This is a genomic window from Roseateles sp., assembly GCF_031397715.1.
Lineage (GTDB): Bacteria > Pseudomonadota > Gammaproteobacteria > Burkholderiales > Burkholderiaceae_C > Paucibacter_A.
Genome location: NZ_JANNMI010000248.1, coordinates 1 through 13,158, shown reverse-complemented (window position 1 = coordinate 13,158; position 13,158 = coordinate 1). Strand labels below are relative to the sequence as shown.

The window sequence follows — 13,158 nt, the reverse complement described above, 5'->3', positions numbered from 1 at the left end:
GCGTCAAGCGCGGCGGGGCCTGCTCACCCACCTCGTCGTCCACCATCACCAGCAGCCGAGCCATGATCAGCACCAGGTCTTCCTGGTTCGTGGTGGCCACGATCTGCAGCGCGGTGTCGTGCGACTGTTGGATGCTGTGGTCGCCCGCCATGAAGGCTGAAAGACTGCGGTGTGCGTGCGGGCCGAGTCGGTCGTAAGCCCAGGCAATGTCAAGCACGAGCTGGTCGGCGCGCGGGGCTTGCAGCGTGGGGGCTGGCATTACATAACCTCCCGCTTCAAGCCCAACTTGACTGCAATACGGTGGCCTATGCCGTACGTGGCTCGATTGATGCCGCGTACGACACAGCTCACGGTGTCGTATGGGTACCGGGCGCACGAGCTGGTGTGGGGCTACGGCAAGCATGATGGCAAGTTGACCAGCAACAAGTACTTGCCCACCCAAGTGATCGACCGGCCGAACCGGCGGTTTCAGTTCAACGTCGACGCCGAACCGCTGCTGATCACCCGCGCCAACATGATGGGCCAGCCCGTCGATCCCTATCAGTTCGTGATCAGCCGGCACATGGCGGACAGCAGCAACCCCCATGGTGTTGCTCTGCTCAGTTCCTGCTTTTGGCCCTGGACCTTCAAGACCGGCGGCTGGCGGTTCTTCGTCAAGTACTGCGAGCGCCATGGCTTGCCTTGGCCGGTGGCTCGCTTTCCGCTGGGCACTACGGATGATGAGCAGGACAAGCTGGCGGCGGCATTGGAGGAGATGCTGGAGGCAAGCTACCTGGTCGCGCCCGAAGGCACCAGCCTGGAGCTGTTGACGCCTAGTTCATCCGGCTCTGGCGTCTTGCCGCAGCAGGCGCTGATCGACCTGGCCAACCGCGAGATGAGCAAGGCGCTGACGGGGCAGGCGATGGTGGCTGAGTTGCAGGGCGTGGGCTCCAGGGCGGCGAGCGAGACCGCGATGAAGCGGCAGAACAGTATCAACGACAGCGACCGCGACATCTCCGCCAACGGCATGGCCAAGATCTTCGAGTGGATCACGCTGTTCAACTACGGCGCGGGCATCGCACCGCCCACTATCGACTTCTTCCAGCACGAGAACGCCGGCAAAGACCGCGCCGAGACTTACCAAATCGCCGCGAACATGGGCGCCAGGCCATCGCGCAAAGGCATGTTGACGGAGCTGGGCATGCCTGAAGCGGAAGACGATGCCGATGCGTTGACGCCGCGAAAAATTGGCGTTAGCGCTGGCGCTACAGCTCGGCCGCAAGATCCGTCCCAGCTCGACATGAGCAGCCTGGCCGGCTTCAGCTTCGCCAAGGCTGCGGGTATGACCGAGGCCGAAGCCACCCAGCTCGCGATCGACGCCGGTGACGCGGCGATTGAAGACCAGATGATTGCGCCCATTGTGGCCATGCTGGCGCAGTTCGAAGCCGACGGCAAAAGTCTTGCTGAGTTTCAGGCGGCGCTGGAAGACATGGTCGGCGTGATGGACGACGAGGGCTTGCGCGAGGTGCTGGACCGGGCGCTGAGCTATTCGATGTTGAGAGGAGCGGCCACGCAGGCCGCTTAGCAATAGAACAGGGCGACGGGTTTGAATGCACTAACACTCAAACCCGCCGCCTCCTCCGTGAATGAACCACGGGATTGGCCAAGACCCTGCCACCTGTACAGGCGGGGCGAGTTTAGTGGAGTTCAAAGTGGCAAGTCCCATCATCCCCTGGATCGGCGGCAAAAGACGTCTCGCCGACCAACTGATCCCCAGGTTTCCCAAGCACTCCTGCTATGTTGAAGTCTTCGCTGGAGGCGCCGCGCTGTACTTCTTACGACCGCCCGCAGAGGTCGAAGTTATCAACGATATCAATGGTGAGCTGGTCAATTTGTACCGCGTCGTGAAGCATCACCTGGAGGAGTTTGTTCGTCAGTTCAAGTGGGCGCTTAGCAGTCGCGACATGTTCAAGTGGTTGCAGGACACGCCAACCGAGACGCTGACGGATCTCCAGCGTGCTGCCCGATTCTTTTACCTCCAACATCAGTGCTTTGGCGCAAAAGTCGAATCGCAGACTTGGGGCACAGCAACCACAACGCCGCCGGTAAATCTGTTGCGAATCGAAGAGCAGCTCAGTTCCGCTCACCTGCGGCTCAGCAGCACCTATATCGAGCATCTGCATTGGCTGGAGTGCATGAAGCGATATGACCGGCCGCATTCGTTTTTCTACCTTGACCCGCCGTATTTCGAAACAGCCGGCTATGGCATCGACTTCCCCTTTTCCGAGTACGAGGTGATGGCCGATACGCTTCGAAACTTGAAGGGCAAGGCGATGCTAAGCATCAATGACCACCCGGAAATACGCCGCGTCTTCGCTGGCTTCCATATGGAATCCCTGGACATTACCTACACGGTCGGCGGTGGCGCCCGCGCTGCTGCCCGCAAGGAGTTGGTGATCTGGTCCTGGAATCCCGCAGAAGACCAAGACACTCTTTTCTAACGCAGCCCCGCCATGTCAAACCCAGTCCAGGCTCGCCAGTTCGGCGTTCAATTCTCTGAAGCGATTGATTATCTGAAGGGCAAGTTGCCCGAGGCCAGTCTGGCCTGGAACGACCTGGCCGGCCCGGTGCATGGCAAGGTCTTTACCGTCGCTGGATCAACCACGGCCGACCTGGCGCGAGACATGCAAGCCTCCCTGGTCGACGCATTGAGAAGCGGCAACACGATCACCACGTTCCGCAAAGACTTTGACCGCATCGTCCAGGAGCACGGCTGGACCTACAAGGGCAAGCGCGGCTGGCGCACGAGCGTGATCTTTGACGCCAATATGCGATCAGCCCACATGGCCGGCCGCTGGGCGCAGCTGCAAGCCAACAAGGACCGGCGGCCATTCCTGCAATACCGAACCGCAGGTGATGCGCGCGTGCGGCCGCAGCACCGGCAGTGGAATGGCGCGATCTACCCGGTTGACGACGCGTTCTGGCAAACCCACTATCCGCCCAACGGCTGGGGTTGCCGCTGCACCATCCGGGCCTATAGCCAAGCCGACCTGGCGGACAAAAACCTGGAGGTCTCCAAGCCCTTCGAGATGAAGACCCGCGAAGTGATGAACCGCGACGGCGAGATCACCGACCGCGTGCCGGTGGGCATTGACCCGGGCTGGGACCACAACGTCGGCATGAGCTGGGTGACCCCCGAACTTGCGCTCGGCGCCAAGCTGGCCAGATTGCCCGCGCAGCTGCGCGGCTTGGTTGTGGATAAGACGATTTCACCGGCCTTTCAAACCGTGCTTTCGGACCGTTGGAAGGCCTTTCGAACGGAAGTCAAAGACACCGGCAAGCCTCGCGGCAACATCCAGGTGCTGGGCTTCCTCGACAGCGCCACGCTCGACGGCCTGGCGGCCGAGGTGCCGAGCCTGCAGCTAACGTCGTCGGCAGTGGCCGCGATAGACAACCGCACCGACCACCTGATCGGCGGCCACAAAGCCATCAGCAACCCGCAGCAGGTCTGGCCGGCCGCCTGGGTGGATGATCTGCCGGCCAACCTGCGCAACTACAAAGCCGTGCTCTGGGACAAGGTTAGCAATGTGCTGGTCATCGTGCCGCAAGGAGAGGTCGCCTCAGGGCGCCCCGGCAAGATCGTCCTGCGGCCAAACACCAAGACCAAGTTCGGCGATGCGCTGTCTGTTGTGTCGCTTGGTTCGGCTCAGCCCAGCGATCTGCTGGACTCCAACCGCTACCAGTTGCTGGTAGGCAAGCTCAAATGAAGGAAAGCCGGGAGGGTCGCAAGGTCCTCATAATCAAGACGCGTTTGGCGCCCTGGGGCATGGTGCATTTCCAGTCCACCGGCTCATTCTGAGTGTAGACGTTTGGGCAGTTGCTGGCACCCATTCAGGCACAAACCCAACAGCAACCCGGCATTTAACTGGCAATGGCCCGCCGATTTTGGACAGTCAGTGGATCAAAATAAACGTTCGCCGCATCGCAGCCCCGAGTGACCCTAAGCCTTTGATTCAAAAAGCGATTTGCCAATTTTTCAGGTCACCGTCCGGTTGGTCATTTCAAACGTCTCCCCCCTGTCCAGGCGCTGCACAGGCGCTCGCGCAGGGCCGGGTCGGCCGGCTGCAGCGAATCATTCCAGTCGCCATGGCCATAGGCAACCAAGGCCGTGCCCTCGATATGGCGGCCGGCAATCACCGCCAGCGCACGTTCGACATGTTGCCAAACGCTGGCTTGCTCGGGCGTGACGCCGGCCTTGGTATAAACCGGCAATATGAGATCCAGCAAGCTCGCGTCGCCGCTGGCCAGCAGATAGCGGGCCAGGCCCAGCAGCGGCCAGAACACCACATCGCCATGCGAATCATCGGCCCGACCATGACGCTCGCGCTCGAAGAATATGAACCACTGCGGCCAGTCGCCGTCGGCGTTCTGGGCCGCGAACACCCGGGCCAGCAGGTCGGCCAGGCGCGAGGCCGCAGCGGCTTGCGGGCTGTTGGCCGGCAAGGTCCAGGCCGGCAGCAGCAAAGCATCGCAGGTCGAGGAGACATCGGCCAGCAAACGCCCGCACAGCCGCAGACCAAAGGCCGCCTCACCCGGCGCCAAGGCGGCGCTGGCGATGCAAACAAAAGGCAGGGCTGCATCCCCCTCAGGGAACAACAGCTCCGCCCCGCCAATCCGCTCGAATCGCGTGTTAGCCGCCGGCAAGATGTCGAAATCGGCGCCGGCAGGGAAGCGCTTTGCCAGCTCGCTGCCCGGCGGCGCTGCGCAAAATATGGCCATGCGGGCGCTGCACCAACAACTCCTTGGCGCGCAGCACCACATGGCTTTGCAGGCCTTGGGTGAAGGACAGCAACTCGCCGCTTTGAGCCTGCTCCTCATGGCGACGCTCACCGGCGAACAGCTGCAGCAACTCGGTCTCGTTCAGGTCCAGGCTGACCAGCAGCGGGGCCGTAACGAACAGGCTGCGCGGCGCCATTGGGCCAGCAGGCGCATCGGAAAACACCGGCGAACTGGCCTCGGGCAGGCGCAGCAGTGCGTCGACATGGGCCAGATCAAGGTCACCGGTCGCCTCCGGGTGGTCGTCCAGCAGGCTGCCAAAAAACCCGAACGTCGCCGACGCCCCCGCCGCCAGACTCAGGCGCTGATCCTGCACGGCCAATAAGCCATGCTCATGCGGCAGGCCATCGGTGGCGAATGACACCCCGCGCCGCAGCGAACCGATGATCGCCCAGGGGTTCTTGTCACCCTTGTGTGCCAGGTTCTGGCGCGCCACCAACAGCGTGCCCTGGCTCGCATGCTCCAGCAGCGTCAGGTCGATGGAATGGCTGACGTAGTACTCGTTCAAGCGGATCGCACCGTCAGCCGACAGACCCGTGTCCAGGGCGTGACCAGCAAGCCCGCCCCGCCATGCCGGCGCAACCACAAATTGGCGGGCCCGCCCTCCAACTCATTGCCGAGAAAGAGATTGAGCATCAGCTCACCGGCATCTATGCGGCGGATCGCGCCATTGGCCAGAAATTCAAAGCTCAGGCCGGCCGCGTTCGACAAGGCGGGGCTGGGGTGGGTTCACGCAAGGGTTCACGATGGTCAATGGCTTTGGCGGTTAGCAGAATTCAGGCTCGGCGTTGGCGCATCAGCCAAGGCAACAACTCGGGATCCTGATAAGCGGGGTTCCAGGCGTCGTGACCGACGCCCGGGTAGACGATCAGCTCGGCGCTGCCGCCGCAGGCCCGCAAGGCGTCCACGCTGGCCTGCTGTGCGGCCAGCGGCACGACCTCGTCCGCCGCGCCGTGATAGGCCCGCACCGGCACGGCGCGGGCGCGGCACAAGGCCTTGACATCGCCCCAGCCGCAGACCGGCGCGATGGCGGCCAGGTCCTGCGGATAGGCCACCGCCCAGTCCCACACGCCGGCGCCGCCCAGGCTCAGGCCAGTCGCCAACACGCGGGTCGCATCGATGCGAAGGCGCTGCTGCAGCGCGATCGAGAGTTGATGCAGAGTCTCGGGGTCCCATTTGGCGTCGGCCTCCAGCTGTGGAGAGGCCAGGATCAACGGGTAGTCGGTCCCCAGCGCGGCGAGCTTGGGCGGGCCATGGAACTTGACCACGTCCAGGTCCTGCCCGCGCTCACCCGAGCCATGCAGAAAGACCAACAAAGGCCAGGCCTGCGCGGGCGCGTCCCGGTAGCCGCGCGGCAGATACAACCACATGCGCAGCGGCGCTTTGCTACCGGGCAGGTCCAGCGTTACGGCCTGTTGGCCCTGCTGCCATTGAGTCTGTTGCGGCTTGGTGGCGCAGGCCCCCAAGACCAACGGTGCGGCCAAGGCGCTTCGTCTCGTCATCATGTGTCACTCCCAATTTTCAAGTCATTGGACAACAGGCGGCACCCGCTGCCGTCAAACACCAGCACATCATCGGTGCTAAAACTCAAGGAACAGGCGCCGCCGGCCAGCGCGATGCTGACCCGGCCCGGCGCCAGCGCCGAGCCGACCTGCTCGATGCGGCCGGCGTTGAAGACGACGCTGCCGTCGGCCACCGTCAGGGCTTTGCCCTGCAGCACGGCGGTGGCACCCAATGATTTGCGGATGCCGCTAAGGCTGAGAGAGGACATGGGGGCGCTCCACCTGCTTGTTGATCAGTTGAAGAGCGACCGGGGCCGGCGGCAGGCGCAGCTCGCGCCCCACCCAACTCAGCGTCTGGCTGTGGAATTGCACGACCGGCAAGGCCTCGCTGCCGGGCCAGCGCAAGACCACGGGCGCACCGGCCCGGCCGAGATCCAAGTGCCAGCCGGTGGCATTGGGAGTTAGTCGGTAGTCCAACGGCCCGAACGACGTGCCCAAGCCGCGCACGCCGACCGGCGCCGCCGCCAGCCAGCTCGGCTTGATCCCAGCGCCAATCAGCAGCTCAGGGCCACGCTCGAACGCAAAAATACCCAGCACTGAGCGGATGAAGTCAGCTGAGATCCAGGCATGCGGCATATCGCCCAAGAAGCGCGGCTCGCGTGCGTCGGGCAACACCACCTCGGCCCATTGCAGCCAGCCGGCCGGGCGCTGATCCTGGAAGAAAAAGTCCAGCATCGCGTGCGCCCGTTCCGGCTGCCCCAGGCGCAGCAAGGCACCTTGCCGGACTCGAAGACAAAGTCGGCATACCAGTCGACGAACTCGCGCGCCGCCGCCACCTCGCCCATGCGCAAGAGGCCGGCCACCATCATCGCGCCGTCGCGCACCCAGCTGCGGGCGTAAGAGCGTGTGCCCGGCCGGTGCCTGCAACAGCGCGGTCAGACTCAGGCCGCCGTCCAGCGGCAGGGCCGTGACGCGCTGCGGCAGCTGGCTGGTTTGAAGACTCAGGCCGGCCCGGTTGATGTGCAGCCGAGCGGCGTCCCGGCGCAAATCGGTAACGGCGCTGGCCCCGCCCGGCGTGGACAAGAACTGCTGTGGGGGGTTGACCTGCCAAGGCCGCAGCGCCAGCGCCAAGATGAAGGTCTGCTGGGTCGCGCCCAGATTGCGCAGCCGGTAGCGACTCAGCAGCTGCGGGTTGGCGGCCGAGCCGTCGGCCAAGGACTGCTGCAGAGCAACGTCGGCCCAAGTGGTCAGCCGCCCATCGGCCAGGCGCACGGCCGGCTCGACGCTGGGGCCGCCCCGGCCCAGCTCCAAAGCCCCATCCCCGCTGATCAGACCCGAGCGCTGGCCGCCAGCGTCGACGCCGATCAGCGTCCAGTAGTTCTGCTGGCCCAGCATGGCGCGCGCGGTACGTCGCCAAGCCCAGCGCCAAGCCCAGCGCCAGGTACAGCGCTGGCTGCGGCCAGCTCGGCCAGCATGGCGTTGAGCTGTGGCCATTGGACAGCGCTGCGCGCCTCACCCGGCAGCGAAAGCCTAGAACTGGTGTCGACTGCCCCGGCAACGGCGTCAACGCGACTGCCGGCGCGCCCTGATGCTGGCCGCCGGCGCCGAGGCCGACGCCGAGGCATGGGGCCAGCCCTATCGATGAGCCGGCCCGCGATGGCCACCGTGCCTGCCTACAACTGCTCAGCGCCGGGCTCAGCTGCCTGTATGAGCACTTTGAAGCCGGCGAGCCACTGGAGGCACCGGCCCTGGCCTTGTTTGAACAGCTGCGTGACCCGATCGGCCGAGGCGATGCGCGCTGGTGCTTCTGAGCGCCCCCAGGCCGACGACCTACGTCGTCCGAGGGGGTCAGACAAGGCCGGGGCGGCATCATTCGCGAAGACAGGTCGACCCAGAGGTGATTTTCTGATTGACGCCGGCCGAAGCGTTTGGGTGCCTAAAAACGATGCCAATGCGATCAAACTCTGCCGCTTTTCGCCGTCATGTCGTCCTCATCACCGTCATCGCACCCATGCGCCGCAAATTCAGCGCCAATCGGGGCAGGTAGCAGGCCTTCAGGTCAAACGAATCGACCGGGTCGCTGATGAAGCCATCCAGATGCACCAAGGGCAGCAGTCTTGCAGTGAAGCGGGCAGCAGCACTTGCTGCTGGGGTTCGTAGGGGCGGTCGCTGGTGGCCATGCAGTATGGTGCGCTTAACTTGATAGTTATTCAATGCATTTGGGGCTCAACGGGCAATCCTGCCGCCCAGGCTCTCAAGAGCCTGGGCGGCGGAAGGCCGCAATCACCGGCGCTTCTTCTTGGCATCCCCTTGGCCCATCGCGACGATGTTCTTCTCGCGCCGCGCGGCCTTGCGTTCTTCCATGCGCTGTATCGCCTTGCGCTGGGTCAAACCGCTGGAGTCGGCCCAGGCCCACCAGACCACGGCCAGGCCGAACGGGATCAAGACCAGCCACCAGCCCCAGTCCGCCACCGGTGCCACGCCCAGCAATTTCAGCACCACGGTCAGCACGCCGATAGCAACCAACCACATTGATCAATCTCCATTTGTAGCCACAAGCCTGGGCCGCTGCGGCCCCTAGAATGAGGCAGCGCTGGCTCGGTCAAACTGTAGTGCAGATTGAGCGCTTGACCGAGCATCTGTTGTTTTGTTTGTAACCGAAAGGAAGTCATGAAGTTTGCCTCGATCGTGTCTATCGCTCTATCCGCATTGACAGCCTTGGCCGCCATCACCGCCACGCCGGCCGCCTACGCCAGCCCGGAATTGGCGCAAAAGAAGAACTGCATGGCCTGCCATGCTGTCGACAAGAAGATCGTCGGCCCGGCCTACAAAGACGTGGCGGCCAAATATGCGAAGGACTTTGCCAAGGACAAGGACGCTGCCGTGGCCAAGTTGGCCGACAAGATCATCAAGGGCGGCGCTGGCGTCTGGGGCCCGGTGCCAATGCCGGCCAACGCACAGGTGTCGCCGGCCGATGCCAAGACATTGGCCGCCTGGGTGCTGATGGCCAAGTGAGCTTGGTGTTCTGAGAAGAATGGACCCTGGCCAAGTGCCAGGGTATTTTTTTGTGCCATCAAATTGAGCATGCCTTGACGCCCACACCCTGGCGAGCCTACGCCGCCCTCGCCCTCAGCACCAGCTTGGTTGGCAGTTATGTGGGCCTGTCCAAGCTGCTCCTGTTGGTCTTTCCGGTGTTCTTGCTGGCCTGGCTGCGGTTCACACTGGCAGCGTCGATGATGGCGTCTTGGCTCAAACGCGGTCCTGCTGAAGCGGCACTGGACGGGCGCACGCGCTGGCTGCTATTTTTTGAATCTTTCATCGGCAATTTCCTATTCTCGATCTGCCTGCTGTTTGGCCTGCGGCACAGCTCGGCCCTGGTGGCGGGCGTGATCTTGGCGGGCATTCCCGCCGCGGTGGCCTTGCTCAGTCGAGCCTTCCTGAGGGAGCGCATCAGCCGCCGGGTTGGCTTGGGGCTGGTGCTGGGTGTGGCGGGCATTGCGTTGGTGGCGCTGCAAAAAAACCAGGGTGCAACGGCCAGTGAAAACACGGCACTGGGCATCGCGCTGCTGATCGCGGCCGTGTTCTGCGAAGCGACCTATGTGGTGATCGGCAAGCAGCTGACGGCGCAGATATCGGCACGCCGTATCAGCGCCCTGATCAATTTATGGGGTTTGGCCCTGGTGACACCGCTGGGCCTTTGGCAGGCCCTCAGTTTTGATTTCAGCCAGCCCAGCCCTTCGCAATGGGGCTTGTTGGTCTTTTACGCGGCAGCGGCCAGCATGGTCAGCGTCTGGTTGTGGATGACCGGCCTGCGCCATGTGCCCGCCGCCAAGGCCGGCGTTTTCATGGTGTTCTTGCCGGTCGCCACCGGCTTGGTCGGCTTAGGGCTGGGTGAGCAACTCCAGCCCAGTCAAGCGGCAGCCTATGCACTTGCCTTGGCCGGCGTCATCTTGGCGACCTGGCCGGAGGTAAAGTCATAGGTATGCGAATCGATTTTGTCTCCGACGTTTCCTGCCCCTGGTGCGCCATTGGGCTCAAGTCACTCGAACAGGCCTTGCAGCGGCTGCCCGACCTGCAGGTCGAGCTGCACTTTCAGCCCTTCGAGTTGAACCCGCAGATGCCCGCCGAGGGCGAAGAAATCAATGCCCATCTGGCGCGCAAATACGGCGCCTCGCCGGCCCAGCTTGAGCAAACCCGCGAGGCGATTCGGGCCCGTGGCGCCGAGCTGGGTTTCACCTTCACCAAAGGCGCCCGCGACCGCATCTACAACACCTTCGACGCCCACCGGCTCCTGCATTGGGCCGGGCTGCAGGCGGCGGGCCAGCAGCAGCAACTCAAGCTGGCCCTGTTGACGGCCTATTTCACCGAGGGCAAGAATCCGGGTTCGCATCCGGTGCTGCTCGAAGCCGCAGTGAGCGTCGGTCTGGACGGCGCGGCGGCGGCCGAAGTGCTCGCCTCAGGCGCCTATGCCGATGAGGTCCGCGATGCCGAGTCCTATTGGCACTCGCGGGGCATCAGCTCGGTGCCCGCCGTCATCATCAACGAACAGCACCTGGTTTCGGGCGGCCAGCCGCCTGAGGTGTTCGAGCAGGCGCTGCGGCAGATGATCGCCGCGAGCACGCTGACGCCTAAGGCCTAACGTCGAATCGCCGCGGCCTCGGCCGCCAATCGCGTGATGCGGTCCCAGTCGCCGGCGTCGACCGCGTCCTGCGGGGTCAGCCAGGAGCCACCACAGACCTTGACGTTGGGCAGGCTGAGGAATTGCGGCGCCGTCTCCAGCGTGATACCGCCGGTGGGGCAGAACGCCACATCGGGAAACGGCCCGCTCAAGGCCTTGAGCAGATGGATGCCGCCCACCGCCACGGCCGGGAACAGCTTGAGAAAGCTGTAGCCGGCGGCGTTGGCCTGCATCACCTCGCTGGCGGTCGACACCCCCGGCAGCAAGGGCAGGCCTTGTTCGATACAGGCCGCGGCTATTTCTGCGGTGAAGCCGGGACTGACGCCGAACTGGCAACCGGCATTGCGCGCCGCCCGCACATCCTCGACCGTGCGCAAGGTGCCCGCGCCGACGATGGCCTCGGGCACGGCGCGAGCTATGGCCTCCATCGCCTGCAGCGCGCAGGCAGTACGCAGCGTCACCTCCAACACCCGCACGCCGCCGGCCACCAGGGCCTGGGCCAGGGGCACGGCGTCTTCCAGACGCTGGATGACGATGACCGGAATCACCGGGCCGTAACTGGTCAGGCTGAGGGTATTCAAAATGCTCATGCTTGTTGGTGCTTTCGTAGATCGTTATTCAGAGCCAACTGACAGCGCCTTCTTCGGCGCTCTTGACATTGCGGCGCAGGCCGGCAAACAGCTCGCGGCCCAAGCCATGGCCGTTCTCGATGACTTGCTCGGGCGTGATCTTGACCAGCTCGCGCGCCGCCCACTCGTCCGCCGGCACCAGGGCCAGCAACTCGCCCTTGACCGCGTCCATGCGGACGATATCGCCGTCGCGCAGCTTGGCCAGCGGCCCGCCGGCCAAGGCCTCGGGCGAGACATGGATGGCGGCCGGTACCTTGCCCGAGGCGCCGCTCATGCGGCCGTCGGTCACCAGCGCAACCTTGAAACCCTTGCCCTGCAGCACGGCCAGCGGCGGTGTCAGCTTGTGCAGCTCGGGCATGCCGTTAGCATGCGGACCCTGGAAGCGCACGACCACGATCACATCGCGCTCCAACTCGCCGGCCTTGAAGGCGGCCAGCATGCTGTCCTGGCAGCTGAAGATGCGCGCCGGCGCCTCGACGATATGGCGGTCATCGGGCACGGCCGAGGTCTTGATCACCGCACGGCCGAGGTTGCCGTCCAGCAGCTTCAAGCCGCCGGTGGCGCTGAACGGTGCGCTAGCCGTGCGCACCACCGCTTCGTCACCGCTGGCCGGGCCTAAGTCTTGCCAGACCACCGCCTTGTCCTCACCCAAGCTGGGCAGGCGCGTGAACGGGCGCAGCGAGTCGCCGGTCACACTCATCACATCGGCATGCATCAGGCCGGCGTCGAGCAGCTCGCGGATCACAAAGGCGGGGCCGCCGGCGTCCTGGAATTGGTTCACATCGGCCGCACCATTCGGGTAGACGCGTGACAGCAGCGGGACCACGCCGGAGAGCTCGGAGAAGTCGCTCCAGTCGATGATGATGCCGGCCGCGCGCGCCACCGCCACCCAGTGGATCAAATGATTGGTCGAGCCGCCGGTGGCCAGCAGCGCGACCATCGCGTTGACGATCACGCGCTCGTCGACCAGGCGGCCGATCGGCGTGTAGCGCAGCTTGTGGGTGATGGCCAAGGCATTGCGCACCGCCTCACGGGTCAGTGCCTCACGCAGCGGGTCATGCGGGTGCACAAAAGCGGCGCCCGGCACATGCAGGCCCATCGCCTCCAACAGCATCTGGTTGCTATTGGCCGTGCCGTAAAAAGTGCAGGTGCCGGCGCCGTGATAGGCGGCGGACTCGGCCTTCAACAGCTCGTCGCGGCCGACCAGGCCTTGCGCAAACTTCTCGCGCACCTTGGCTTTTTCATTGTTCGGCAGGCCGCTGCTCATCGGCCCGGCGGGCACGAAAATACAGGGCAGATGGCCGAAGTGCAAGGCGCCGACCAGCAGCACGGGCACGATCTTGACGCACACGCCGAGCAGCAATGCGCCATCGAACACGTCGTGCGTCAGCGCCACGGCGGTGATCATCGCGATCGTGTCGCGCGAGAACAGGCTGAGCTCCATGCCGGGCAGGCCCTGCGTCACGCCGTCGCACATGGCGGTCACACCGCCGGCCACCTGCACCGTGGCGCCGAGCCGATGCGCTTCGTCGCG

The 13,158-nt window shown here is 64.4% G+C and carries 17 protein-coding genes; 6 read left to right on the top strand and 11 right to left on the bottom strand.

All coding sequences use genetic code 11. The features are described 5' to 3' along the window. Positions 1-259: hypothetical protein (locus RMO57_RS10855; RefSeq protein ID WP_310386514.1), on the bottom strand; the 259-nt coding region annotated here is incomplete at its 3' end. 69 nt (positions 260-328) lie between these two features. On the opposite strand from RMO57_RS10855, the gene RMO57_RS10850 reads away from it, so the two are divergent. The 3 genes from RMO57_RS10850 to RMO57_RS10840 all read left to right on the top strand — a co-directional run bounded on the left by RMO57_RS10850 (position 329) and on the right by RMO57_RS10840 (position 3,746). Then, positions 329-1,564, top strand: coding sequence for a phage portal protein family protein (locus RMO57_RS10850; RefSeq protein WP_310386512.1), 1,236 nt, complete (start codon positions 329-331; stop codon positions 1,562-1,564). Positions 1,565-1,691: 127 nt separating this feature from the next. Continuing rightward, a complete protein-coding gene (locus RMO57_RS10845) occupies positions 1,692-2,480 on the top strand; it encodes a DNA adenine methylase (protein WP_310386509.1) in 789 nt (262 codons plus the stop codon). Positions 2,481-2,492: 12 nt separating this feature from the next. Then, positions 2,493-3,746, top strand: a complete 1,254-nt coding sequence (locus RMO57_RS10840) for a phage minor head protein (protein ID WP_310386507.1) — start codon at positions 2,493-2,495, stop codon at positions 3,744-3,746. Positions 3,747-4,035: 289 nt separating this feature from the next. Here RMO57_RS10840 and RMO57_RS10835 read toward each other — a convergent pair whose 3' ends face one another. The 8 genes from RMO57_RS10835 to RMO57_RS10800 all read right to left on the bottom strand — a co-directional run bounded on the left by RMO57_RS10835 (position 4,036) and on the right by RMO57_RS10800 (position 8,849). After that, complete coding sequence (locus RMO57_RS10835) at positions 4,036-4,758, bottom strand: hypothetical protein (RefSeq protein ID WP_310386505.1); 723 nt, start codon at positions 4,756-4,758, stop codon at positions 4,036-4,038. Beyond that, complete coding sequence (locus RMO57_RS10830) at positions 4,670-5,323, bottom strand: hypothetical protein (RefSeq protein WP_310386503.1); 654 nt, start codon at positions 5,321-5,323, stop codon at positions 4,670-4,672. The genes RMO57_RS10835 and RMO57_RS10830 overlap by 89 nt, the downstream gene beginning before the upstream one ends. After that, positions 5,320-5,526, bottom strand: a complete 207-nt coding sequence (locus tag RMO57_RS10825; protein ID WP_310386501.1) for a hypothetical protein — start codon at positions 5,524-5,526, stop codon at positions 5,320-5,322. Before RMO57_RS10825 ends, RMO57_RS10830 begins: the two co-directional genes overlap by 4 nt. A gap of 65 nt (positions 5,527-5,591) precedes the next feature. Beyond that, positions 5,592-6,320 (bottom strand): dienelactone hydrolase family protein, encoded by a 729-nt coding sequence (locus tag RMO57_RS10820; RefSeq protein WP_310386500.1) that lies wholly within the window; start codon positions 6,318-6,320, stop codon positions 5,592-5,594. Next, entirely contained in the window at positions 6,317-6,586 is a 270-nt protein-coding gene (locus RMO57_RS10815; protein ID WP_310386498.1) for a hypothetical protein, read from the bottom strand. Before RMO57_RS10815 ends, RMO57_RS10820 begins: the two co-directional genes overlap by 4 nt. Beyond that, positions 6,567-7,811, bottom strand: coding sequence for a hypothetical protein (locus tag RMO57_RS10810; protein ID WP_310386497.1), 1,245 nt, complete (start codon positions 7,809-7,811; stop codon positions 6,567-6,569). The genes RMO57_RS10815 and RMO57_RS10810 overlap by 20 nt, the downstream gene beginning before the upstream one ends. 486 nt (positions 7,812-8,297) lie before the next feature. Next, positions 8,298-8,423 carry a hypothetical protein gene (locus RMO57_RS10805; RefSeq protein ID WP_310386495.1) on the bottom strand — a complete coding sequence of 42 codons (126 nt, stop codon included), beginning with the start codon at positions 8,421-8,423 and terminating at the stop codon, positions 8,298-8,300. Between the two features lie 177 nt (positions 8,424-8,600). Next, positions 8,601-8,849: a TIGR04438 family Trp-rich protein gene (locus RMO57_RS10800; RefSeq protein ID WP_310386493.1), complete on the bottom strand. Its 249-nt coding sequence runs from the start codon at positions 8,847-8,849 to the stop codon at positions 8,601-8,603. Positions 8,850-8,987: 138 nt separating this feature from the next. Here RMO57_RS10800 and RMO57_RS10795 point away from each other — a divergent pair, with 138 nt between their 5' ends. The 3 genes from RMO57_RS10795 to RMO57_RS10785 all read left to right on the top strand — a co-directional run bounded on the left by RMO57_RS10795 (position 8,988) and on the right by RMO57_RS10785 (position 10,956). Further along, a complete protein-coding gene (locus tag RMO57_RS10795) occupies positions 8,988-9,332 on the top strand; it encodes a c-type cytochrome (RefSeq protein ID WP_310386491.1) in 345 nt (114 codons plus the stop codon). Positions 9,333-9,406: 74 nt separating this feature from the next. Further along, positions 9,407-10,297 (top strand): DMT family transporter, encoded by an 891-nt coding sequence (locus RMO57_RS10790; protein WP_310386489.1) that lies wholly within the window; start codon positions 9,407-9,409, stop codon positions 10,295-10,297. Positions 10,298-10,299: 2 nt separating this feature from the next. Further along, complete coding sequence (locus tag RMO57_RS10785) at positions 10,300-10,956, top strand: DsbA family oxidoreductase (protein WP_310386487.1); 657 nt, start codon at positions 10,300-10,302, stop codon at positions 10,954-10,956. On the opposite strand, the gene RMO57_RS10780 is transcribed toward RMO57_RS10785, so the two are convergent. Both RMO57_RS10780 and edd read right to left on the bottom strand, forming a co-directional pair. Then, on the bottom strand, positions 10,953-11,585 hold the full coding sequence (locus tag RMO57_RS10780) for a bifunctional 4-hydroxy-2-oxoglutarate aldolase/2-dehydro-3-deoxy-phosphogluconate aldolase (protein WP_310386485.1): 633 nt from the start codon (positions 11,583-11,585) through the stop codon (positions 10,953-10,955). The genes RMO57_RS10785 and RMO57_RS10780 overlap by 4 nt on opposite strands. A 28-nt stretch (positions 11,586-11,613) precedes the next feature. Continuing rightward, on the bottom strand, positions 11,614-13,158 hold a 1,545-nt coding region (gene edd, locus RMO57_RS10775; protein WP_310386484.1), incomplete at its 5' end, for a phosphogluconate dehydratase.